Here is a 19,579-nt window from a genome sequence, read left to right as displayed (position 1 = left end):
GGTTTTTCAAAACTGTGATGAAATCCAAGGGTTCAATACATTCTCTAATCGCAAATAAAAAAGGCAGGAAAATTTAACGCTTTTTGAGTAAGACTTTCGAGGTTTAAAAACCTCAAAGGTCTTCTCCCCCATTTTCCCTAATTTTGCGCCCATGTCGAGAAAAATGAAAAATAAGGTCATCACCAATCTGCTGATCGAGCGCATCGCCTCCGAAGGAAAATGTGTCGGACATCATGAAGGCAAGGTGGTGTTTGTCTCCAACGTAGCGCCGGGAGATGTGGTGGATGTGCGGATTACCAAAGGAAAAAGCTCCTTTATGGAGGGCGAGGCCATCCGGTTTCACGAATATTCCAAGGACCGAATCGAACCTTTTTGCTCCCATTTTGGCACCTGCGGAGGCTGCAAATGGCAGCACATAAACTACGACCTGCAGAAAACCTACAAGCGACAGCAAGTTTTGGATCAATTTCAGCGGATCGCCAAAGTACCGATTCCTGAAGTTTTGCCAATTCTGGGTTCGGTCCAAACCCAATACTACCGCAACAAGCTCGACTTTACCTTTTCCAATTCCCGCTGGTTGACCCGGGAAGAAATCAACTCCGGTCAGGAGTTTGAGCGAAATGCCTTGGGCTTCCATATTCCCAAGATGTTTGACAAAATCATCGACATCGAGCATTGCTACCTGCAAGGCGGAATCTCCAATGCCGTGCGAAATGCACTTCGCGAATTTGCCCGAAGCAATAACCTCAGCTTTTATGATATCCGAAATCAGGTTGGCTTACTTCGTAACCTGATCATTCGAACAACGAGCACCGGACAGACCATGGTGATTGTTCAGTTTGGAGAAAATGACCATGAGTCAATTTCATCAGTGATGGAATTTTTGAAAGGTCGTTTCCCGGAAATCACCTCCTTACTTTACGTCATCAATACCAAGGGCAACGAAACCTTCCATGACTTGGAGTTGGTAACTTTTGCAGGTCTTCCTTACATCGAGGAGGAAATGGAAGGATTGAAGTTCCGCATCGGTCCAAAATCCTTCTATCAAACCAACTCCGAACAGGCTTATGAACTCTACAAAGTAGCCCGGGATTTTGCCCAGCTGAAAGGCGATGAAGTAGTCTATGACCTTTACACCGGCACTGGCACGATTGCCAACTTTGTGGCCAAGCAAGCTAGTCAAGTAATCGGGGTAGAATATGTCGAGGCCGCCATCGAAGATGCAAAGCTCAACTCCCAAATCAACGGCATTGAAAATACCCTTTTCTATGCCGGCGACATGAAGGATATTTTGAACGATGAGTTCATCTCCAGGCATGCCAAACCGGACGTAATCATCACCGATCCGCCCCGCGCTGGCATGGATGAAAAGGTGGTGCAGATGCTCCTTCGACTCGAGGCTCCGACCATCGTCTATGTCTCGTGCAACCCCGCCACCCAAGCGCGTGACTTAGCACTTTTGGGAGAAAAATACCGAGTGGAAAAAGTGAAGCCAGTGGACATGTTTCCACAAACTTACCATGTAGAAAATGTCGTACGATTAACTCTCAATTCATGATCTCAGATTTCAACGATCCCGAACTCAACGGAAAGTATCTCGGCACCATCACGAGTGACTTTGTCAAGATCTGTGATGTACTCAAAGAGGCCTCTTACCAGGTACGCTCCAGAGGATTTTCGGACTATCCGATATTCCCGATTTCAAAGGACATGCAGCCCATCGGAAAGATCTTTATCGGCAAGGCTGAGAAGGATCTGGACTGGAATTATTTCATCACCTACGTAGATGAATTTGTCCAGCGCAAGCTCATCGCTGAGGAGGCTTTGGAAGAGTTTAAAAAGGCCTACAAAGATCCCGACGAGTTCTGCTGCCTCTTCGTCATGGACGGAGCATTTACGAGCTTTGTTTACATTCCATATCCGAATGATTGATTGCAAAAAAGGCTTTAGCATCGAGTTAGCTAAAGCCTTTTTAATTATTGCTAATCAATTTTTTATATTCCATTACTTTTAGATCAGTTTGAAGCAAATAATCCTACTTTTTCATAATCAAGCTAAAAGCGATTACATTAGCCAAGCATCTCAAAACCTAAACCCTTGACTTCCAAAACTCTGATTCAAATCGAAAACGCCCACGTGAATTACTTGGGAAAAGCTACTTTTGATCAGCTTAATTTCACTTGGAACGAAGGCCAACACTGGGCGATCACGGGAGACTCTGGCAGGGAATTGACTGCATTTTTAGAAACCTTGAGAGGCACTACCCACCTACCGGAAGGGAGAATTCTGAGGCCATTTGCTGCCGATTATATCTCCCAAAAAACCGAGGAAGGGATCGTTCATAGTTTTCGGGACTTGATTTCGTACGTCTCTCAACAGTACCGATTTCGCAACAAATCCAACCTCCAAAACTTCTACTTTCAACAGCGATTCAATAGCTCGGAAGCGGATGAAGCGGCTACTGTCAGGGAATATTTAGAAGAAAATTCCACTCCTATTACCGGTACTTGGACCCTCGAAAAAGTAGCGAAATTGCTTCGTCTCACTCCCCTTTTAGACTCCTCGATTTTGAAACTTTCCAACGGGGAAACCCGACGCTTGGCCTTGGCTTTGGGACTGCTTCGACAACCCAAAATCTACCTCATGGATCAACCCATGACTGGACTGGATCAGGAAAGTAGGGCGGCATTTGGAGACTTTCTTCAGGCCATCATTTCAGAAGGAATCCATGTATTGATCACCACATCTTCAGCAGAAATTCCTGAAGGAATCACGCATGTGGGGGAGCTAAAATCCGGTGGAAAAATGGAGGTTTGGGAACGAGATAACTACTCTTTGAATAAAGGTCAAAACCTGGATTTACCTTGGAATCTTAAGCACTTGAATGAACTTTTGGAAAGGTTTCCCAAGATTGAAAATGAGGTTATAAGACTGGAAAACGTGAGTATCCGATATGGGGAAAAGACCATTCTCAACCAAGTCTATTGGCAGGTAAATGCTGGTGAACGATGGCAACTCAAAGGTAAAAACGGGTCCGGAAAATCTACTTTAATCAGCCTTTTGATCGGAGAAAATCCCCAAGCCTACTCCCAAAATTTCTGGCTTTTTGGCCGAAAAAGAGGAAGCGGAGAAAGTATTTGGGAACTTAAACGACCCATCGGATTTGTAGCCCCCGAACTCGTTCGTTTTTTCCCTGCCAATCAAACCGTGCGAAAAGTGATCCTTTCCGGCTTTTTTGATACCATGGGTTTATTCAAAAAAACCACTGCTGAACAAGAGTCAAAAGCTGATCAATGGCTTCAGCTTTTTCAATTGGAACCTTTTGCCAACCAGCCAATCCAGCGGATTCCCTTAGAGCAACAACGTTGGACCCTTTTAGCAAGAGCACTGATCAAAGCTCCCAAACTGCTGATTTTGGATGAAGCTTCTCAAGGAATGGATGAACGACAGCGGGTGATTTTCAGGGAAACCGTCCAGAAAATCCTCAAGCTCACCAAGATTACCCTCCTTTATGTGAGTCACTATCAGGAGGATATTCCGGACAATGTGGATAAGGCATTTGACCTAACCTAGGCTACCCAGTTTCTATTTTTTTATAAGCGGGATAGTTATCAGGATGCGCTTTCCTATTTTTCTGTTATTCGCCTGATCTCATGAATACCAGAAGAAACTTTATTCAGCAACTAGGCTTGGGAATGGCTATTCCAGCCCTCTCCAGCTTTGATCTACCCACTAAAGTCATCCCTCCTTTTCCACCTCCAAATCTTCAGGCAGAAGATTTTTGGACAGAACTGAAAAGGCAATTTCCTCTGACTTCGGATCGGATCTATCTGAATAATGGCACCTTTGGCCCTGCTCCTTTTTCCGTACTCCGATCTATGGAAGTGAGCAACCTTCAAATCAATACTTCAGGAGAATATGGCAACTCCGATCAGGAACGCGTAAAGTTGGCCGAGTTCTTTCGGATAAAACCGACCGAATTTTCCATCACCCACAATACCACCGAAGGAATCAACATCATGGCTTGGGGTGTGCCTATGAAGGCTGGGGATGAAGTAATTTTGACTACACACGAACATGCAGGAAATGCCCTCCCATGGCTTAATCGGGCTAAATTGGAGGGAATAGTTATTCGAACCTTTGAACCCAAACCCACTCAAGCAGAAAATCTGACCGAGATTCAAAAGCTAATCAATCCTCGAACCAAGGTTATCGCAATACCCCATGTTACCTGTACAACCGGTCTGGTTTTTCCGATCAAAGAAATCTGTGACATGGCTCGGAAAAAGGGAATTCTGACTGCAATCGATGGGGCTCATGGAGCAGGAACCTTTGATTTGGACTTGTATGGTTTGGGCTGTGACTTTTATGCAGGGTGCTTTCACAAGTGGATGCTTGGCCCGAGCGGCACGGCTTTTCTTTTTGTAAGAGAAGATGCTTTGGAAAAGCTCAAAGCCGTCATGATCGGTGGACACTCAGACATCGGTTGGGATATGACGGTAAATCCTCCCGAATTCAAGGGATATGTCCCATCAGCCCGCCGGTTTGACTATGGGACCCAAAGCAAAACCTTGGCAGTCGGGATGGTTGCTGCTGCTGACTTCCATAGCCAGATTGGTAAGCAAAAAGTAGAAGCTAGGGTCAAAGAATTGAATCAATACCTTTTTGACGGCCTCACTGAATTGAGTTCAAAACTTGAAATCTTGACCCCCGAAGAGAAGGAATCACGCATTTCGGTCATTTCATTTCGGCCAAAAGGCATGGATTTCAATGCCTGCGGAGCGGAGTTGGGAAAAGCAGGTTTTCGCGTCAGATTGGTCCATGAGGGAAAGGTAAATGCCGTCAGAGTATCCACACACATTTATAACACCAAGACCGAATTGGATGCGTTTTTGAAGGAGCTGAATCGGATTTTGGCTTAGCGCTTCTTTTTTTGTTCTGCCCGAAACTTTGCCTCTTCGGCTCTAAACTGAGCTATTTGAGCGATCAATTCGAGGGGTAATTCCCTGTCATAAGGAAACTGAATCGCACCTTTGGAAGTCACATATTCCGCCAATTCCTTTTTGAATTCCTCCACTCCGGAGTTGGTCGGATAATAGCCCAAATGACTTTTTGCGGCGGCATAATAGACCAATACTTCCGTAGTCTTGAAGGCTGGCATGTGATAGCTGATCACCTCTTTTGCCCCTGGTAATGCAGCTCTTAATGTATCCCGGATTTGTTGGAGTTTGGCTTGGATTTCGGGAGAAAACCAGGAAAAGTATTCTTCGACGGAGGTAGGTTTGGGGTTCATCATTGAGGCTGGGATTTTTATCTTTGAAAACAAGACTGAAATTATGGAAAAAAACCTCACCATCGCCCAAGCACAAGAACTCGTAGATCAATGGATCAAAACCGTCGGGGTGCGCTATTTCAATGAACTCACCAATATGACCATTCTGATGGAAGAGGTCGGCGAACTGGCCCGAATCATGTCCAGAACCTACGGAGAACAGTCCTTCAAAGAATCCGACAAAGGCAAAGACCTAGGAGATGAGATGGCCGACGTACTGTGGGTATTGATCTGCCTGGCCAATCAGACGGGAGTTGATCTGACCAAAGCTTTGGAGAAAAATTTTGAGAAAAAGAATATTCGGGATCTGGATCGGCATAAGAATAATGAGAAGCTAAGATGACCGAAGTCGGATGTTGGATGTCCGATGAGTTAACATGATTACCGAAAGTGTTGGATTTTGGAAGAAACCTTTGAGGTTTTCAAAACCTCGAAGGTTTCTTCCAAGCTTTAGATCAGAAAAAAGCCTGAAACGTATCGTCTCAGGCTTTCATTTTTTCAATCTTTAAAATCAGCTGAACTCGGTATCCATCGCACGCTTAAATCAGGTTCGGGCATATCCTTATCCAAAGGAAACATCGGCCGCTTGATCCGCTCATAGCCCAGCCTTTCCAAATCTTGATCTACTCCACCCGGCGTCAAAGCCATGACCCAATCTCCACGAAGATCATACAGTTCGGGCACCAAGTATCCGATCTTTACCACCAAGACATCTGTTTTAGCAGGATCAAGTCCCAGTTCGGTGAAATCCTTCACATAATGATAAGGCTTACGCTTTTCGGTCACGATGATCTTTAACGAACCCACCTGAACGACTACCTCCGTCTGGGCATCTTGGTCTCCTTCATTGATTGCCAAGACTTTTCCTTTCAGTAACACTGGAGGAGCAAAGCGATTATCCACCATCGCACCGACAAGACCTTCCACCCTATTTCCGATTCCCGCTGTTTTTGCTTTCGCTACCAAATCCGGTCCAGGAATCGAGGCATAAATCAACTCAGGGCCGGTTTCGGATTTGAATTCAGGCCTTTTCAAGAGTTCGGTCAGCGTCCAAGTCACGTCACCTGCACCACCGGCCGTAGGATTGTCGCCCATATCTGAAATGACAAAAGGCTTCTTTTCGCTTTTCAGCGCCATTTCCACACTTTCATCCAAATAGGCAACCGGTGCCACAAATTCAAATTGATTTCGGACATCCCAGAAGCTTTTTGCCAGGTATTCGGCACTCTCTTTCACTTGCTTTTCATCATCTCCGGTAACCATCACCACAGCATGATTTCGGGGTTCGTCAGCCCACGCATACCCAATCCAGATCGCCGCATCAATCACACCTTCTTTTTTGGATTCGGGATCTACTTTGGCATAAAGCCCTTTTCCAGGTTCGATGCGAGTGCTTGTCTTTTCCCCAGGAAGTAAGATCGGCACAGGAATCCAAGCCTTGTATTTCGGCTTGCCTTTTCCGCTTTCGATCCGATCCAAAAGATTGACCAAAGCCCGCTTTTTGGATTCGATCGCATCTTCATGAGGAGCCATTCGATAGCAAGTAATCAGGTCAGAGTGTCCTGCCAACCGCTCTGAAACGTTCCCATGCAAATCCATGGACGTGGAAATGATCGTCTCCGAACCGACGACCTCCCGAATTCGGGAGATCATGTCCCCTTCCGGATCGTCCAATCCGACCACACTCATCGCGCCGTGGATATCCAGAAACAGCCCGTCATAAGGGAGATTTTGCTTTAGCATATCCAGCGTTTTGCCCAATAAAGATTCATACGCCTCCTTGCTCACTATCCCTCCAGGAATCGCATGGCCTCGAAGGGTAGGAAACCACTGTGCGCGGGCGCGGGTAGAAGAATCTGCATTCATGAAGGGATAGTATGTAAATACCTCCTCTCCCACTCTTGCTTTGAATGCCCCTTCTTCGGTTACCGCCGGTGAAAAAGTACTCGACTCTATGGCAATTCCTGCAATCGCGATACGGGGAAGAGGTTTTTCCTTTTCAGAACAGGATATTAGACAAAGCAAAAAGGAGCTTAAAATCAGAAGTTTTTTCATTGTAAAGGGATTTCTAACTGAAATAAACTAAAAATAATGGCTCTCCAAAAATTGAAGCTTCTTAATAAAAATGCCCGACTTTGATCGGGCATTTCAGGGGTGAGGGTGATTGCCAACTTAATTCTCTTTCAAAAACTTATACAGCTCATCTTTCAGGTACATTCTTTTGATTCGCAGTTGATTGATCATCTCATCTGATGTGGGATGAATGTCTGATTCTACCAAGTAAATCTCATGATCAACCTGATCATAATTTTCATACAGTGATTTGAAATACTCGTTTCCCACTTTCAATTCATGAATCTTTTGGTCGAATTCGGGAAACTCCTCTGTTAAGGGATGCTTTTTCAACATGGTAATTGGGGTCTAAATCCTTAACAATTCTACCTTCACCCACCCTCTTAAACCATGACAAAGGTCAATTCAAAACAAGATCCTTGTCTCTGATTTCATAGGTCTTGTAATTACTGAATACCCTGTTTCCCATGATATACCAATCCCACCAACCTTCGACTTCCATATTTTCGGTTTTTTCGACTACCTGTACGTGATTCCATCTCAATCCCAAAACCAGTCCCTGGAGGTCCGAAGAAGAAAATTTCTGATCCACCTCTCCAGTCTGTGCATCTCTGATCAACTTCAAAATCAATTTATTACTCAGCTGCTCTGAAACAGGAATAATTTGAATTGTAGAAGCTCGATGATTGACTTTGGCCTCCTGCTGAAGAAACTTGGATGCAGATTTTACAAACCCATAAGTTCCAAATACCATCACAAAAAGTACATAAGGCTTGAAATAAGTGGCTAGGAACTTCCTACCCCTAACGATCAGTCCGATAGTGAAGTAGTAAAAAGACAGGATGAGGAAAAGATTGAGCAAACTCCAGAGCAGAAAGATCATAAACCAAAAGTTAGATCGCTCAATTTAGAAACATCCTCTATGAATTAAAAATTAGTTTTAAATCAAATCCGAACCAAAAAGCCTCGGTCATCCACTTTTACCACGTCTTGGTACAAATCCAAGGTCAAACAAAAATCGATATCCGATTCTATGCCGTGATTTTGAAGTCGCTTGGCATGGGAAGCTTTGGAGAGGTAACTTTTCAACTGATGTCCTTCCCGCTCAAAAAGTGACTTCATCGCCAAAGCACCGTCTTCATCTGCTTGATGTGTGGACTCAAGGGATTTGACCAAAGCGCCTGCATACAGGGAGTCTTCCAGATTAAACCGTCCTTTCCAACCTGCACAATGAACCAAGACATCCAGTCCCTTGTCTTGGATGTAAGAGACCGTTGCCTGAAGGTTGGGAAAAGCTCCGATGAGAATCTGCGCCGCACCTTTTGATTTCTCTATGGCCTGCGTGCCATTGGTTGTGGTCATTGCTAGCTTTCGGCCAGCGTATTCACCAGAAAGGTAAGCCACTGGCGAATTTCCCATTTCAAATCCCGGCGCGGTCAAACCGTTTCTTTCCCCACCGATCAAAAAGCCTTCTGCCTGCATGGCGCGACAAGCCTCCAAATCCGCGAAAGGCAAAATTTCTTTAACTCCACTTGCCAAGGCGGCAACCATCGTAGAGGTGGCCCGAAAAATATCGACCACGACCACGATTTTGCCTTCTACTTCATGGAGATGAATCAGTTCGGGACTGAAACAGACTTCGATGGATTTCATTAGGCTTTCAAAAGCGGAAGTTTTTCGACTTGAGCTTTTAGGTTTTTATTTCGGATTTGGATGAAAATCTCGGTTCCGGGCTTGCTGAATTCGGTTTTCACATAGCCCATTCCGATACCTACGCCCATGCTAGGTGATTGGGTACCAGAGGTTACCTCACCGATGACCTCGCCGGCTGCGTCCACGATAGGATAGTGACCTCTTGGAATGCCTCGCTCCTGCATGATGAAACCAACCAATTTTCGGGAAACACCTTCTTCTTTGTGCTTTTTGATCGCTTCGGAATTGGTGAAATCCTTGGTGAACTTGGTAATCCAACCCAAACCCGCTTCAATCGGAGAAGTGGTGTCGGTAATATCATTGCCATACAGGCAATAGCCCATTTCTAATCTCAACGTATCTCTGGCGCCCAATCCAATAGGCTTGATGTCAAAGTCTTTCCCAGCTTCAAAAATGGCCTTCCATACGTGCTTAGCATCTGCATTTTTCACATAAATCTCAAATCCACCTGCACCGGTATAGCCCGTACCGGAAATAATCACATCCTGTACACCTGCAAAATCACCGACAGTGAAATGATAGAATTTTACTTCTGAAAGATTAACGGAAGTAAGAGACTGCACCGCTTCAATAGCCTTTGGACCTTGCACGGCAAAAAGACAATACTCATCGGAAGCGTTAGTCAACTTCGCACCCATGGTATTGAATTTATTCACCCAAGCCCAGTCTTTATCGATGTTGGAAGCATTGACGACGAGCATGTACTTTTCATCAGAAAACTTATACACGATCAGGTCATCCACGATCCCACCTGTCTCATTGGGAAAGCAGGAATACTGCGCTTGTCCCACGACCAACTTGGAAGCATCATTGGAGGTCACTTTTTGGATCAGTTCCAAGGCATGAGGACCTTCTACAAAAAATTCACCCATGTGGGACACGTCAAACACTCCTACTCCATTTCTTACGCAGAGATGCTCCTCATTGTCCGAACTGTAACGAACTGGCATATTGTAACCTGCGAAAGGAACCATTTTGCCACCAAGGGCAATATGAAGGTCATTTAAAGGAATGTTTTTGACGGTAGTATCCATATTTGGGTCGTTTTTTTAACGTGGGCAAAGGTAAGGATTGAGTACGATTAAGGCGCTGTAAAACTGATTTTATGCTAAAGTTTTTACATGAAAAAAGCAGCCATTTTGGGCTGCTTTCATATAGAGTTTGTAAAACGGAATGGAATTATACCGAGAAGCTTTCCCCGCATCCGCAGGTTCGGCTTGCATTTGGGTTGACAAACTGAAAACCTTTGCCATTCAAACCATCGGAAAACTCCAAGGTCGTCCCGGCGAGGTAAAGCAGACTTTTTCGGTCCACCAGAATTTTGACTCCCTTGTCTTCGAAGACATGGTCAGTCTCCGTCAGTGTGGCATCAAATCCCAAATCGTACATCAAGCCGGAACAGCCCCCTCCTTTCACAGAAACCCGGATGTTTTCATTTTCAGCCCGGCCCTCCTCTTTCTTCAGTTCGAGAATTCTCTCTTTGGCTTTGTCAGAAACGGTGATCATATCTTTTATACCTTTACTTAATTGTATAATGCTTTCGAATGTGGGGAAAACATACCCCTTTGAAAAAAGATTCAACCCAAAGATACAAAATAACCGCATGAGGAAAATCGAACATATCGGAATTGCTGTCAAAGATCTCGAAAAATCAAACGAACTCTTCCATAAACTTCTTGGAAAAGAACACTTTAAAACAGAGATCGTCGAAGGTGAAGGTGTGGAAACCAGTTTTTTTCAGGTCGGAGAAACGAAGGTAGAATTACTCCAAGCCACCCGTCCCGACAGCCCGATTGCCAAGTACCTGGAGAAAAAGTCAGAAGGTATCCATCACATCGCTTTTGATGTGTCAGACATCCACGCAGAAATGGCAAGACTCAAAGCAGAAGGATTTGAAATTCTGAATGAAATCCCAAAAGAAGGTGCCGACAATAAATTAGTGGTATTTTTGCACCCACGCAGCACGAATGGTGTTTTGGTGGAGTTGTGCCAGGAGAAGAAGTAATCAGGGGTCAGTCACAGTTGGCAGAAAGTCAGAAAGCTAAATTCAGAAGTCTGAAAGAAGTAAGCAGTGGTCAGTCGCAGTTGGCAAGAAAGCAGAATTCGGAAGTCTGGAAAAAGTGATCAGTCGCAGAGTCAAAAAACATACAGAGATTTAGTTAGTAAATAGATCCAGAGAATTTTACAAGAGTGTATTAATCATCGAATGTATCTCAAACTTTAGGTTAGGGCTCGTAAATCGTCATTCGTAAATCTTAAATTCAAATGTCAGCAAAACGAACAGAAATCAGTGAATTGGGTGAATTTGGCCTGATTGACCATATCAATACCCGAGTACAACTCAAAAACTCCTCTACGCTAATAGGCATAGGAGATGACGCCGCTGTTATCGACGCAGGGGATCACGTGAAAGTCGTATCCACCGACTTGCTTTTAGAAGGCGTGCATTTTGATCTGGCCTATGCTCCACTCCCTCATGTGGGTTTCAAAGCAGTAGCGGTCAATGTTTCCGACATCTCAGCGATGAATGCCATTCCCAAACAAATCACTGTCAGCATCGCGCTTTCTAATCGATTCTCGGTAGAAGCAGTAGATGCGCTTTACGAAGGGATCAACGCGGCCTGTGAGCACTATGGAGTGGATTTGGTCGGTGGCGACACCACTGCGTCCCGTAGCGGATTGGTCATTTCAATCACCGCTATCGGCGAAGCCCAAAAAGAACAACTCAGCTATCGATCTGGAGCTAAAGTAAATGACATCCTTTGCGTGACAGGAGATTTGGGTGCAGCTTTAGTCGGTTTGCAGATTTTGGAGCGGGAAAAGCAAGTTTACCTTTCCAACCCTGACATGAAACCCGAATTGGAAAAATACACCGTGGTGACCGGTCGTCAACTTCGCCCTGATGCCCGAATGGACATCATCCATGAACTCAGAGAACTCAGTGTCGTACCGACTTCCATGATGGATATTTCGGATGGGTTGGCTTCGGAAATCTTCCATATCTGCAAAGCATCCGGCGTTGGAGCAACGATCTATGAAGACAAACTTCCGATCGATAAGCAGACTTTTGATACTGCGGTGGAGCTAAACATGGATCCCATCACCTGTGTGCTCAATGGAGGAGAAGACTACGAATTGCTTTTCACCATCGATCAAAAGGACTTTGCAAAGCTGGAAAAGCATCCAGATATCCATTTTATCGGACACATCACCAAACCTGAAGAAGGAAAATACCTAGTGACCAAAAGTGGAACTGCCGTGCAACTGAAAGCACAGGGTTGGAAGCATTTTTGATATCGGATTTGAGATGTCGGATTTCGGTAAATCCCAAAATCCGACATCCTAAATTTTAGACCTTATTTTTCGTATCCATCACGATTGTCACGGGACCATCATTGATTAGACTGACTTTCATATCTGCGCCAAAAACTCCCGTTCCGATCGATTTCCCGAGTTCGGTTTCGAGAGCAACAATCATTTTTTCATAAATCGGAATAGCAATATCCGGCTTAGCTGCCTTGATGTAGGAAGGTCGATTTCCTTTTTTGGTACTGGCATGAAGGGTGAATTGAGAGATCAGCAAAATCTCTCCATTTACTTCCAATAGACTTCGGTTCATTACTTCATTTTCATCCGGGAAAATGCGGAGATTGACAATCTTCTTGGAAAGCCACTCAATATCCTCAGGCCCGTCGGCCTCTTCGATTCCCACCAAAATCATCAATCCAAGGCCTATTTGGGCTTTGATTTTTCCTTCGATTTTCACCGAAGACTCACTGACGCGCTGGATGACGGCTATCATTTGCTTAAGTCTTGCATTTGTCCGGAAAGAATGATTTCAACCGAAGAAGAATGGGAAGAAAGAGCGGTTTTTACCATGGCCTTCGCAACTTGATAGTCGTAGATTGGCCGTAGATTTTTTGCCACTTTTAACCAAACCAATGGTTTCATAAAAACGGTAGCCACCTGTTCGCCAAAGCGGAATTCGTGTCTGTTACCCAACAAAAGCGAAGGTCTAAATAAACCCAAATAATCAAATTGAAAGGCTTTTAGATCTTCTTCTGTTTCTCCTTTGACCTTATTGTAAAAAATAGAGGAGGTCGCATCTGCACCCATTGCAGAGACATAAAGAAACTTGGACGCGCCAAGCTTTTTCGCCCAAGCGGCAAACCCAATCACCAAATCATGATCGACGGCATAAAACTTTTCTTTCGAACCCGCCACTTTGATGGTAGTCCCAATACTGGAAAAGGCATGGATTTCAGCTTTTTTTTCCTTAATCGCATCCAGTAGATCATGGTACTCACCCCCAAGTGACTCAGAGCGGACTTTCCCTTCCCAATCCCAAGAAGAGAGTTTGAATAAGTCTCCGTCAATTTGGATCAACTTGGCATGTTTAAGCGCAAGCTTTCTTCGACCTATACTGAGGATAAAATCATATTGTGCACTTTTCATCAGCTGATGCAGCAATTGCATGCCCACCAGTCCTGAGGTTCCTGAGATTATCGCGATTTTCATTAGAGTAAAGATGCTTGGATTAGTGGAAAAAGCTCGGCCTCCAGATCCTGATTTTTGTTTTTGGCATACCAAAGGTGAATTTCCTCTAAAAACCCCGAATAGGAAAGGCCTTTGGGTTCATGCTTGTACTCCTTATGCCGGTTCATCAGGTAAAGCGGCTTTGGTCCCCAAGTAAATAGCTCCACTTTCAGGTCCTCCGTAAACGCTACCAACTTGGGAATTGATCGGGCACCATTAGTAAGATAGGCATCCATGATCTCGGGATACTCATCCCGCATGATGATTCTCAATTTAATCTTCGGATTGAGTTCGGCCAGTTTGGCCAAATAGGGAATGGACTGTGCCCCATCCCCGCACCAAGCTTCCGTGATAATTAGCCAGATTTGCGACTCTTGGATAGATTCCATCAGATGAGTCATTTTTGCCGAAACCTTGGCAGTTTTATTCCAACGGTTCATTCGCTGAAGGCACATTCGGGTATAATCCAGATAGGCTTCGCTTTGATTAGCTCCGGTGGTTCTTTTTTCCTCGACGAGTTTTTCAGTAAACTCAACAAATTCCGAATAAGAAAACCCCTTTTCTATTACTTGTTCAGTAACGGGGTGACTCAAAAATTCCATTAAAATTAGATTTTGGGAGTTAACAGATTAGCTCAACCTTGGGTTCGCTCCCATTCCAAAAATTGCTCGACCTCGTCCTTGACTTTGGCATATACCGCCATGACCACTGAGAGGTCATCTGCGAAACCCAAGACTCCCAAAAAGTCCGGGATAAAATCCACCGGAGAAAGAAAATATACCAAAGCCAATACGATCAGTCCTAAGGTACTTAGGGCGATTCTGTGCTCACCTCGGAAGTGAGCCTTGATCATCCGGATAAAAATCTGGATAGGCTGAATGAACCTCTGGACTTTGGGATTATTAGCGACTTTAGAAAGCTTGGCTACTACATTTTGAACGAGCTCGATGAGTTTTTGCTCCTGCCGGACAATGACTTCCACTTGCTTTCCAAACAAAGCTTTCGCTTTTTCCACAATCCCCGGCCTAGGTTCTGAAAAGGCAGTCATCTTGATCAGAAATAAAGTTGGATTTCAGATTTCACTTGCTTCAATGCAAAATTGATTGCATCATTTTTTCGCTCCAAAGACTGGGCAAAAATAGCTTTAGCCAGTTCCATTCCTGATGCTTCTCCATCAAGTGATTGCCTGCTCAGGTTGATGATGGTGGTAACTTCTTCCACCGCTCTTCGCACGGCTTCCCAAGTCTCCTCAGAGAAATATACCTGCTGACTCAGATTGTGATTAAATTCTTCTCTGACTTCAGAGAGTAACATCGGGTGAAGTTCAGAAGCGCTGAATTGGGAGGGATTGGCTCTCCTCACCAAATTATTGGGAGTGATTCGCTCAAGTAGAAGGCAAAGCCTTTCAGCAGCCTGAAGTCTGATGGGAAGAATCACCTGTGTATTTTGAGTTTTTAGCTCAACCAGCATTTTTTCCCGATCCTTGGAAAGAAAAGAAATCACGACGAGATACATGCCATACAAGACAGCGCCTGCAGGAAGGATGATTTTCAGAAGATCTAGAAGGTAATCCATGTGTTAAAGTTTCTGTTCGAATATCAGTAATTCTACCTTGTCAAAAAACCGGCCGAACGCATATTTTTGCCACGAATTATGAACCAAAGCTATCCAATTTTGATTTTCACCGCATGCTGATTCCTATTCAAATCACTCCAAAAGCAGAAGCCGAGATCAAAGACATCATGGCCAATAAAAATATTCCAGCGGATTATTTCCTGCGTGTGGGGGTCAAAGGAGGAGGCTGTGGAGGCATGTCCTATGCTTTGGGATTTGATAAAGCCAAGCCTGAGGATCAGCAGTTTGAGATCCAGGGTATTCCTGTTTTGATCGAGAAAAAGCATTACATGTTTTTGATGGGAATGCAGATCGATTTCTTTGAAGGAGACGAGGCCAGGGGTTTCACTTTTGTAAATCCCGATATTCCCAAACGCCACGATCACTGATTTTTTTGTACCTTCTGTCCTTTAAACCAAAATCACATGAAGGTACTTTTAAGCTTTTTGCTTTTTCTGACAATTAGTCATTGGTCCACTGCTCAGGTAAGACAGCTATCCCCGGGTCAAAGTCCCGGAAATGGAACCATTGCAGACTTTGATTGGCTGGTGGGATATTGGAGCGGGACTGGTCTCGGCGGGGACTGTGAGGAGATTTGGGCTCCAGCTGTAGATGGTCACATGATCGGCACATTTCGTTTTTGGGAAAATGGCAAGCTGGTATTTTCTGAATTCATGAATTTGGTTGAGGATGGAGAAAGTGTGACAATGAAACTCAAACATTTCGGATCGGACCTCTTGGGCTGGGAAGAAAAAGAAGAATGGACCACCTTTGAACTGATCGAGTTAGGAGTAAATAAGGCTTACCTCAATGGCATGACCATCGAGCGAAAAGGAGATCAGCTGATTTTTCAAGTAAACATTTCAGAGGGCGGTGAGCCAATGGTTGAGACATTTACGTATAGCAAAAAAACGCTTTAAAAATCCTCAAATCCCGGCTTCACATTGTCCCAAAACTCATCTAAAGCAATGATTCTGGGTTTGAGAAAGGAAATGATTTTGGGCCAGTCCTCCTGCTCCAGAACATTTACATCAGGAAGGATTTTTTCGATTTTGGTAACAGGCTGACCAAATTCATTTCGCTCATGAAGCTTCCAATCCCACTCCTCTCCAAGACTTCCTTTGAGCAAGTTTTTCAGCTCCATAAACTGATCAAAAAACAACTCCTGAAGCTCTGGATCGGAATGTCCAAGCTCAATACCGATGGAAGCAAACCCGCGCTCAGCACGCATGCGAAAGTAAATATCCTTGATTCCTGTCTTGTAATTGGGCCAGTTGATCTTTCGGCCTTGGGCATTGGGCACGGGCTTCATGTACTGCCCAAAAGCTATCCAGAAGTCTGTCCGGATTTTGGAAAGTTCGGCTCTTGAATACATGAGATTCAGACAAAATCTTCAGGGTAGCAGACCGTCACCGCAGAATACTGCACAATACCTCCCAGCGCAGGATGATGCTTTTTTAGAGTGAGCTTGACGCTTTTTACTTTTGGATACGCCTGCAAAATATCACCCACGATTAAATGCCCCAAGTGCTCCAACAGCTTCACCTTGACGTCCATTCGAGCCTTGATCAGTTTATACAACTTGGCATAATCGACAGTATCCTTCAGGCTGTCATGAAGCATGGCATCTTTAAAGTCAGTCTCCAATTCCAGATCCAGCGTAAAGCGATTACCAAGAATGGATTCCTCAGGATAGACTCCATGATAGGCGTGAAATTCTATCCCCTCCAGCGCAACTTTGCCCATCAGTCAAATTGATCAAAAAAGGATCCTGAAGATTTTTTCGGGTCTTCCGGAGCAGGTTCTTCACGAAGAGGTGCGGCTTCGGCTTGAGGTGTTTCGGGTAGTTCTTCTACAATTTCCTCTTCCTCTTCCATCACAGGCTCCTCTTCAATCTCTTGGATAGGTTCTTCCTCCATCAGTATTTCTTCCTCCGCTGTCAGTTCGCCCATATCTTCGAGATCATGCTGCAGTGCCTCAATGGTTTCCTGTGTTTCGTCATCGAGATGTGCAGCGCTCATATCTTCCTCAAACTGGCTTTCTGGCTCTTCTTCTATTGGAGGAACTTGCGTTGGAACCGTAGATGCCAGCGAGTTTACATTGGCAACTGAAAAATGATTCGAACGGCTGAGTTCATCGATCGCACGCTGATAGGCCTTCGCATCAATTCTGAAAAAATGAGCATCTGAAAGTTCTATTTGATTCAAAGCGTCCTGCGAAAGTCGTTTTAGACTCTTCACAATAGCTTCTCTCTGCTCGAGTAGTCCATCATAGCTTCTCACAAGGCTCTGCATGCTCTCACGTATCTCTTTGATGGTATCTTTAGCTTTTGCCTCTGCAGCAGCAGTGATGACACGAGCATGTTCATCTGCCTGCTTTTTCACCTGCTCTGCATAGATATGGGCTTGCTTGGTGGTATTTTCTGCGATTTGGTTTGCTTCTCCTATGATCTGATCTGCCGCCTCTGAAGCCTCTGTGATAATGCTTGCCCCAGTATCTTCTGCTGTCTTTAAGGTTCTAAAAAGAGAATCCTCCACATCCTTGAGTCGCTTCGCCTCTGCTTCTACTTGTTGTAGCCTGCTTCTGAGCTCAAAGTTTTCTTGGTTGATCTGCTCCATGGCGACACTCATTTCTTCCAGAAAATCGGTCACTTGTTTTTTCTCAAAACCACGGAAGGCAGTTTCAAAGGCTTTTTGGCGAATGGCGGTTGGGGATATTTTCATTTGTTGTCTGTTTCAAGTTGCCAGATAGATATGGTGCGGTCATCCGAGACAGACACGATATTACCTGAATAAGAACTCCAAAGGACTTTGTTGATGGAAGTACCATGACCTGCATTTCGGGCTTTATCTATGACTTTCAAAAGCTTGCGATTTTCCACATCCCAAATCTTGATCGATTTGTCCATGGAGCAGGTGGCCAGGTACTTTCCGTCCTCACGGTAAGATAAATAATTAATGGCATACATGTGTGCCACGATGTTTTCTTCAAGGGAATAATTAATGGTATTCCAAAACTTCAAATGGGCATCACGAGCTCCCGAAATCAACGTCTTTTCATCCGGAGAATATCCCAATGCAAATACAGAGTTACTGTGTCCGGAAAGATTTGCGATCGGCTGGCTTTCATTGGCGAGATCCAAGACTTTAATAGAATGGTCACTGAGCCCTAATGCCAATTGCCTTTTGATCGGTGCGACAGCGATGACACGGATACTTTTTGAACTGAGCTTGATGTGTTTTTTGATGGACTTCTCCAACATATCCACAATGATCAACACGCCATCACCTGTCCCCACAAACAACTCTGTACCAAATACTTTCAGATCAAAAATTGCCTGATCGGTAAGTTTCAGACTCCATATTTCTTTGTTTTCATTAAGGTCAATGACATGGATTCCTTCAAAATTATGTCCGATGACCAGCAAATTCCGCTCTCTGTCTACGACTAAGGCATAGACCGAATGTGGTAGTTTTGCAATCAGTTTTCCATCTTTTGGATGATCCAAATCCCACTCTACTACCATCCCGTCACCCGCTCCGGTATAAAAAAATCGGGGATCACTACCCTCGGTCAAGGCATAGATGCAATCGTTGTGTCCGGTAAGGGTATGTAATTTATTTACTTGGATTTTTGACATATATTCGGAAATCACTCAGCAGAGCCACCTAGGCCTATGCAAACAAAAATAGAAAAAATTGATTCTTCCTCTGCCTTGGCCGTGAAGATAATCGGGAGACCGGATGAGGAGCCCTTGGATTTCCTTAGTTTCAGAGAAAAGCTATCCTATACCAATATTTCCCATCCCGAAAAGCGTCGCGAATGGGCCACCGCCAGACTGGCGATTCACGAAGCACTCAAGGAATTGCAACTCCCCTACCCGGGCTTTTTCAAAGATGAACACGGCAAGTCTCAATCCATGAACGGACAGGGCTTTGTCTCCCTGACACATACGCCAGGATATGCCGCTGCTATCTTTCACCGTGAACAGCCTGTGGGAATAGACATGGATCTGATACGGGAAAAAATCCTGAAGATAGGTTTTCGGTTTTTGGACAACTCCGAGTTGGATTTCTTAGAAAATGACCCCGTTCATTACACCATGGCTTGGTCTGCCAAGGAATCTATCTTCAAATGCCAAGGGAAAAGAGGGGTGTCATTTAGAGAAAACATCCTCCTCGAACCCTTTGATATTCAAGACTCTATAATCAAAGGAAAAATAAGGGGAACGGATTTTGCCGATCATCACTATCATATCCAAGTGAGAAAGCTGGAAAATGTGATCCTGACTTATACCTTCTGGTAAATTAA

At 44.5% G+C, this 19,579-nt stretch carries 26 protein-coding genes; 10 read left to right on the top strand and 16 right to left on the bottom strand.

What is annotated here, in order from left to right:
• The first annotated feature begins 151 nt into the window (after nt 1-151).
• The 4 genes from rlmD (at nt 152) to ACFPIK_RS00295 (ending at nt 4,922) form a co-directional block, all read left to right on the top strand.
• Entirely contained in the window at nt 152-1,558 is a 1,407-nt protein-coding gene (gene rlmD / locus ACFPIK_RS00310) for a 23S rRNA (uracil(1939)-C(5))-methyltransferase RlmD (protein WP_377911036.1), read from the top strand.
• Entirely contained in the window at nt 1,555-1,932 is a 378-nt protein-coding gene (locus ACFPIK_RS00305; RefSeq protein ID WP_377911035.1) for a hypothetical protein, read from the top strand. Before rlmD ends, ACFPIK_RS00305 begins: the two co-directional genes overlap by 4 nt.
• A 165-nt stretch (nt 1,933-2,097) precedes the next feature.
• Nucleotides 2,098-3,573, top strand: coding sequence for an ATP-binding cassette domain-containing protein (locus tag ACFPIK_RS00300; RefSeq protein ID WP_377911034.1), 1,476 nt, complete (start codon nt 2,098-2,100; stop codon nt 3,571-3,573).
• Nucleotides 3,574-3,653: 80 nt separating this feature from the next.
• Nucleotides 3,654-4,922, top strand: coding sequence for an aminotransferase class V-fold PLP-dependent enzyme (locus tag ACFPIK_RS00295; protein WP_377911033.1), 1,269 nt, complete (start codon nt 3,654-3,656; stop codon nt 4,920-4,922).
• Here ACFPIK_RS00295 and ACFPIK_RS00290 read toward each other — a convergent pair.
• Nucleotides 4,919-5,296, bottom strand: coding sequence for an iron chaperone (locus ACFPIK_RS00290; protein ID WP_377911032.1), 378 nt, complete (start codon nt 5,294-5,296; stop codon nt 4,919-4,921). The two genes, ACFPIK_RS00295 and ACFPIK_RS00290, sit on opposite strands and share 4 nt — an antisense overlap.
• A gap of 40 nt (nt 5,297-5,336) precedes the next feature.
• Here ACFPIK_RS00290 and ACFPIK_RS00285 point away from each other — a divergent pair, with 40 nt between their 5' ends.
• The gene (locus ACFPIK_RS00285; protein WP_111394431.1) at nt 5,337-5,675 is read left to right on the top strand and encodes a nucleotide pyrophosphohydrolase; all 339 of its coding nucleotides are present in this window, start codon (nt 5,337-5,339) and stop codon (nt 5,673-5,675) included.
• Between the two features lie 155 nt (nt 5,676-5,830).
• Here ACFPIK_RS00285 and ACFPIK_RS00280 read toward each other — a convergent pair whose 3' ends face one another.
• The 6 genes from ACFPIK_RS00280 to ACFPIK_RS00255 form a co-directional block, all read right to left on the bottom strand.
• The gene (locus ACFPIK_RS00280; protein ID WP_377911031.1) at nt 5,831-7,387 is read right to left on the bottom strand and encodes a M81 family metallopeptidase; all 1,557 of its coding nucleotides are present in this window, start codon (nt 7,385-7,387) and stop codon (nt 5,831-5,833) included.
• A gap of 117 nt (nt 7,388-7,504) precedes the next feature.
• Nucleotides 7,505-7,741, bottom strand: coding sequence for a YdcH family protein (locus tag ACFPIK_RS00275; RefSeq protein ID WP_377911030.1), 237 nt, complete (start codon nt 7,739-7,741; stop codon nt 7,505-7,507).
• 64 nt (nt 7,742-7,805) lie between these two features.
• Nucleotides 7,806-8,288: a hypothetical protein gene (locus ACFPIK_RS00270; protein ID WP_377911029.1), complete on the bottom strand. Its 483-nt coding sequence runs from the start codon at nt 8,286-8,288 to the stop codon at nt 7,806-7,808.
• Nucleotides 8,289-8,350: 62 nt separating this feature from the next.
• The gene (locus ACFPIK_RS00265; protein WP_377911028.1) at nt 8,351-9,058 is read right to left on the bottom strand and encodes a 2-phosphosulfolactate phosphatase; all 708 of its coding nucleotides are present in this window, start codon (nt 9,056-9,058) and stop codon (nt 8,351-8,353) included.
• Nucleotides 9,058-10,152, bottom strand: coding sequence for a glycine cleavage system aminomethyltransferase GcvT (gene gcvT, locus ACFPIK_RS00260; protein WP_377911027.1), 1,095 nt, complete (start codon nt 10,150-10,152; stop codon nt 9,058-9,060). The genes ACFPIK_RS00265 and gcvT overlap by 1 nt, the downstream gene beginning before the upstream one ends.
• A gap of 145 nt (nt 10,153-10,297) precedes the next feature.
• Nucleotides 10,298-10,624, bottom strand: a complete 327-nt coding sequence (locus ACFPIK_RS00255) for a HesB/IscA family protein (RefSeq protein WP_377911026.1) — start codon at nt 10,622-10,624, stop codon at nt 10,298-10,300.
• A 97-nt stretch (nt 10,625-10,721) separates the two neighbouring features.
• Here ACFPIK_RS00255 and mce point away from each other — a divergent pair, with 97 nt between their 5' ends.
• Together mce and thiL are read left to right on the top strand one after the other, a co-directional pair.
• A complete protein-coding gene (gene mce, locus ACFPIK_RS00250) occupies nt 10,722-11,123 on the top strand; it encodes a methylmalonyl-CoA epimerase (RefSeq protein WP_377911025.1) in 402 nt (133 codons plus the stop codon).
• A 260-nt stretch (nt 11,124-11,383) separates the two neighbouring features.
• Entirely contained in the window at nt 11,384-12,412 is a 1,029-nt protein-coding gene (thiL, locus tag ACFPIK_RS00245; protein WP_377911024.1) for a thiamine-phosphate kinase, read from the top strand.
• A 55-nt stretch (nt 12,413-12,467) separates the two neighbouring features.
• Here the strand turns inward: thiL and dtd are convergent, their stop codons facing one another.
• The 5 genes from dtd to ACFPIK_RS00220 are packed head-to-tail and all read right to left on the bottom strand — an operon-like array spanning nt 12,468 to nt 15,229.
• A complete protein-coding gene (gene dtd / locus ACFPIK_RS00240) occupies nt 12,468-12,920 on the bottom strand; it encodes a D-aminoacyl-tRNA deacylase (protein ID WP_377911023.1) in 453 nt (150 codons plus the stop codon).
• Complete coding sequence (locus tag ACFPIK_RS00235) at nt 12,917-13,636, bottom strand: Rossmann-fold NAD(P)-binding domain-containing protein (protein WP_377911022.1); 720 nt, start codon at nt 13,634-13,636, stop codon at nt 12,917-12,919. Before ACFPIK_RS00235 ends, dtd begins: the two co-directional genes overlap by 4 nt.
• The gene (locus tag ACFPIK_RS00230; RefSeq protein ID WP_377911021.1) at nt 13,636-14,256 is read right to left on the bottom strand and encodes a thioredoxin family protein; all 621 of its coding nucleotides are present in this window, start codon (nt 14,254-14,256) and stop codon (nt 13,636-13,638) included. The genes ACFPIK_RS00235 and ACFPIK_RS00230 overlap by 1 nt, the downstream gene beginning before the upstream one ends.
• A 32-nt stretch (nt 14,257-14,288) precedes the next feature.
• Nucleotides 14,289-14,702, bottom strand: a complete 414-nt coding sequence (locus ACFPIK_RS00225) for a YkvA family protein (protein ID WP_377911020.1) — start codon at nt 14,700-14,702, stop codon at nt 14,289-14,291.
• A gap of 5 nt (nt 14,703-14,707) precedes the next feature.
• Nucleotides 14,708-15,229: a DUF7935 family protein gene (locus tag ACFPIK_RS00220; protein WP_377911019.1), complete on the bottom strand. Its 522-nt coding sequence runs from the start codon at nt 15,227-15,229 to the stop codon at nt 14,708-14,710.
• A gap of 113 nt (nt 15,230-15,342) precedes the next feature.
• On the opposite strand from ACFPIK_RS00220, the gene ACFPIK_RS00215 reads away from it, so the two are divergent.
• Together ACFPIK_RS00215 and ACFPIK_RS00210 are read left to right on the top strand one after the other, a co-directional pair.
• Nucleotides 15,343-15,657, top strand: coding sequence for a HesB/IscA family protein (locus ACFPIK_RS00215; protein WP_377911018.1), 315 nt, complete (start codon nt 15,343-15,345; stop codon nt 15,655-15,657).
• A 36-nt stretch (nt 15,658-15,693) separates the two neighbouring features.
• Nucleotides 15,694-16,188, top strand: a complete 495-nt coding sequence (locus ACFPIK_RS00210) for a DUF6265 family protein (RefSeq protein ID WP_377911017.1) — start codon at nt 15,694-15,696, stop codon at nt 16,186-16,188.
• Here ACFPIK_RS00210 and ACFPIK_RS00205 read toward each other — a convergent pair.
• From ACFPIK_RS00205 to ACFPIK_RS00190, 4 genes are read right to left on the bottom strand one after another with little or no spacing between them, the layout of a single operon-like run.
• The gene (locus ACFPIK_RS00205) at nt 16,185-16,643 is read right to left on the bottom strand and encodes a DUF4268 domain-containing protein (protein WP_377911016.1); all 459 of its coding nucleotides are present in this window, start codon (nt 16,641-16,643) and stop codon (nt 16,185-16,187) included. The two genes, ACFPIK_RS00210 and ACFPIK_RS00205, sit on opposite strands and share 4 nt — an antisense overlap.
• A gap of 5 nt (nt 16,644-16,648) precedes the next feature.
• Nucleotides 16,649-17,014, bottom strand: a complete 366-nt coding sequence (folB, locus tag ACFPIK_RS00200; RefSeq protein ID WP_377911015.1) for a dihydroneopterin aldolase — start codon at nt 17,012-17,014, stop codon at nt 16,649-16,651.
• Nucleotides 17,014-17,991, bottom strand: coding sequence for a DivIVA domain-containing protein (locus ACFPIK_RS00195; RefSeq protein WP_377911014.1), 978 nt, complete (start codon nt 17,989-17,991; stop codon nt 17,014-17,016). The genes folB and ACFPIK_RS00195 overlap by 1 nt, the downstream gene beginning before the upstream one ends.
• Nucleotides 17,988-18,908 carry a WD40 repeat domain-containing protein gene (locus tag ACFPIK_RS00190; RefSeq protein WP_377911013.1) on the bottom strand — a complete coding sequence of 307 codons (921 nt, stop codon included), beginning with the start codon at nt 18,906-18,908 and terminating at the stop codon, nt 17,988-17,990. Before ACFPIK_RS00190 ends, ACFPIK_RS00195 begins: the two co-directional genes overlap by 4 nt.
• A 36-nt stretch (nt 18,909-18,944) precedes the next feature.
• Between ACFPIK_RS00190 and ACFPIK_RS00185 the strand changes: the two genes are divergently transcribed.
• Nucleotides 18,945-19,574, top strand: a complete 630-nt coding sequence (locus ACFPIK_RS00185) for a 4'-phosphopantetheinyl transferase family protein (protein WP_377911012.1) — start codon at nt 18,945-18,947, stop codon at nt 19,572-19,574.
• Nucleotides 19,575-19,579: the final 5 nt, after the last annotated feature.

It is taken from the genome of Algoriphagus aquatilis (assembly GCF_042657405.1).
GTDB classification, from domain to species: domain Bacteria; phylum Bacteroidota; class Bacteroidia; order Cytophagales; family Cyclobacteriaceae; genus Algoriphagus; species Algoriphagus aquatilis.
The sequence above is the reverse complement of the archived record's forward strand: the minus strand, read 5'-3'. Positions and strand labels throughout refer to the sequence as shown.

Bases quoted from the DNA above. Each gene is read 5' to 3' on its own strand.
- rlmD (WP_377911036.1), top strand. From the start codon at position 152: ATGTCGAGAAAAATGAAAAATAAGGTCATCACCAATCTGCTGATCGAG.
- ACFPIK_RS00305 (WP_377911035.1), top strand. From the start codon at position 1,555: ATGATCTCAGATTTCAACGATCCCGAACTCAACGGAAAGTATCTCGGC.
- ACFPIK_RS00295 (WP_377911033.1), top strand. From the start codon at position 3,654: ATGAATACCAGAAGAAACTTTATTCAGCAACTAGGCTTGGGAATGGCT.
- ACFPIK_RS00290 (WP_377911032.1), bottom strand. From the start codon at position 5,296: ATGATGAACCCCAAACCTACCTCCGTCGAAGAATACTTTTCCTGGTTT.
- ACFPIK_RS00285 (WP_111394431.1), top strand. From the start codon at position 5,337: ATGGAAAAAAACCTCACCATCGCCCAAGCACAAGAACTCGTAGATCAA.
- ACFPIK_RS00280 (WP_377911031.1), bottom strand. From the start codon at position 7,387: ATGAAAAAACTTCTGATTTTAAGCTCCTTTTTGCTTTGTCTAATATCC.
- ACFPIK_RS00275 (WP_377911030.1), bottom strand. From the start codon at position 7,741: ATGTTGAAAAAGCATCCCTTAACAGAGGAGTTTCCCGAATTCGACCAA.
- ACFPIK_RS00270 (WP_377911029.1), bottom strand. From the start codon at position 8,288: ATGATCTTTCTGCTCTGGAGTTTGCTCAATCTTTTCCTCATCCTGTCT.
- ACFPIK_RS00265 (WP_377911028.1), bottom strand. From the start codon at position 9,058: ATGAAATCCATCGAAGTCTGTTTCAGTCCCGAACTGATTCATCTCCAT.
- gcvT (WP_377911027.1), bottom strand. From the start codon at position 10,152: ATGGATACTACCGTCAAAAACATTCCTTTAAATGACCTTCATATTGCC.
- ACFPIK_RS00255 (WP_377911026.1), bottom strand. From the start codon at position 10,624: ATGATCACCGTTTCTGACAAAGCCAAAGAGAGAATTCTCGAACTGAAG.
- mce (WP_377911025.1), top strand. From the start codon at position 10,722: ATGAGGAAAATCGAACATATCGGAATTGCTGTCAAAGATCTCGAAAAA.
- thiL (WP_377911024.1), top strand. From the start codon at position 11,384: ATGTCAGCAAAACGAACAGAAATCAGTGAATTGGGTGAATTTGGCCTG.
- dtd (WP_377911023.1), bottom strand. From the start codon at position 12,920: ATGATAGCCGTCATCCAGCGCGTCAGTGAGTCTTCGGTGAAAATCGAA.
- ACFPIK_RS00235 (WP_377911022.1), bottom strand. From the start codon at position 13,636: ATGAAAATCGCGATAATCTCAGGAACCTCAGGACTGGTGGGCATGCAA.
- ACFPIK_RS00230 (WP_377911021.1), bottom strand. From the start codon at position 14,256: ATGGAATTTTTGAGTCACCCCGTTACTGAACAAGTAATAGAAAAGGGG.
- ACFPIK_RS00225 (WP_377911020.1), bottom strand. From the start codon at position 14,702: ATGACTGCCTTTTCAGAACCTAGGCCGGGGATTGTGGAAAAAGCGAAA.
- ACFPIK_RS00220 (WP_377911019.1), bottom strand. From the start codon at position 15,229: ATGGATTACCTTCTAGATCTTCTGAAAATCATCCTTCCTGCAGGCGCT.
- ACFPIK_RS00215 (WP_377911018.1), top strand. From the start codon at position 15,343: ATGCTGATTCCTATTCAAATCACTCCAAAAGCAGAAGCCGAGATCAAA.
- ACFPIK_RS00210 (WP_377911017.1), top strand. From the start codon at position 15,694: ATGAAGGTACTTTTAAGCTTTTTGCTTTTTCTGACAATTAGTCATTGG.
- ACFPIK_RS00205 (WP_377911016.1), bottom strand. From the start codon at position 16,643: ATGTATTCAAGAGCCGAACTTTCCAAAATCCGGACAGACTTCTGGATA.
- folB (WP_377911015.1), bottom strand. From the start codon at position 17,014: ATGGGCAAAGTTGCGCTGGAGGGGATAGAATTTCACGCCTATCATGGA.
- ACFPIK_RS00195 (WP_377911014.1), bottom strand. From the start codon at position 17,991: ATGAAAATATCCCCAACCGCCATTCGCCAAAAAGCCTTTGAAACTGCC.
- ACFPIK_RS00190 (WP_377911013.1), bottom strand. From the start codon at position 18,908: ATGTCAAAAATCCAAGTAAATAAATTACATACCCTTACCGGACACAAC.
- ACFPIK_RS00185 (WP_377911012.1), top strand. From the start codon at position 18,945: ATGCAAACAAAAATAGAAAAAATTGATTCTTCCTCTGCCTTGGCCGTG.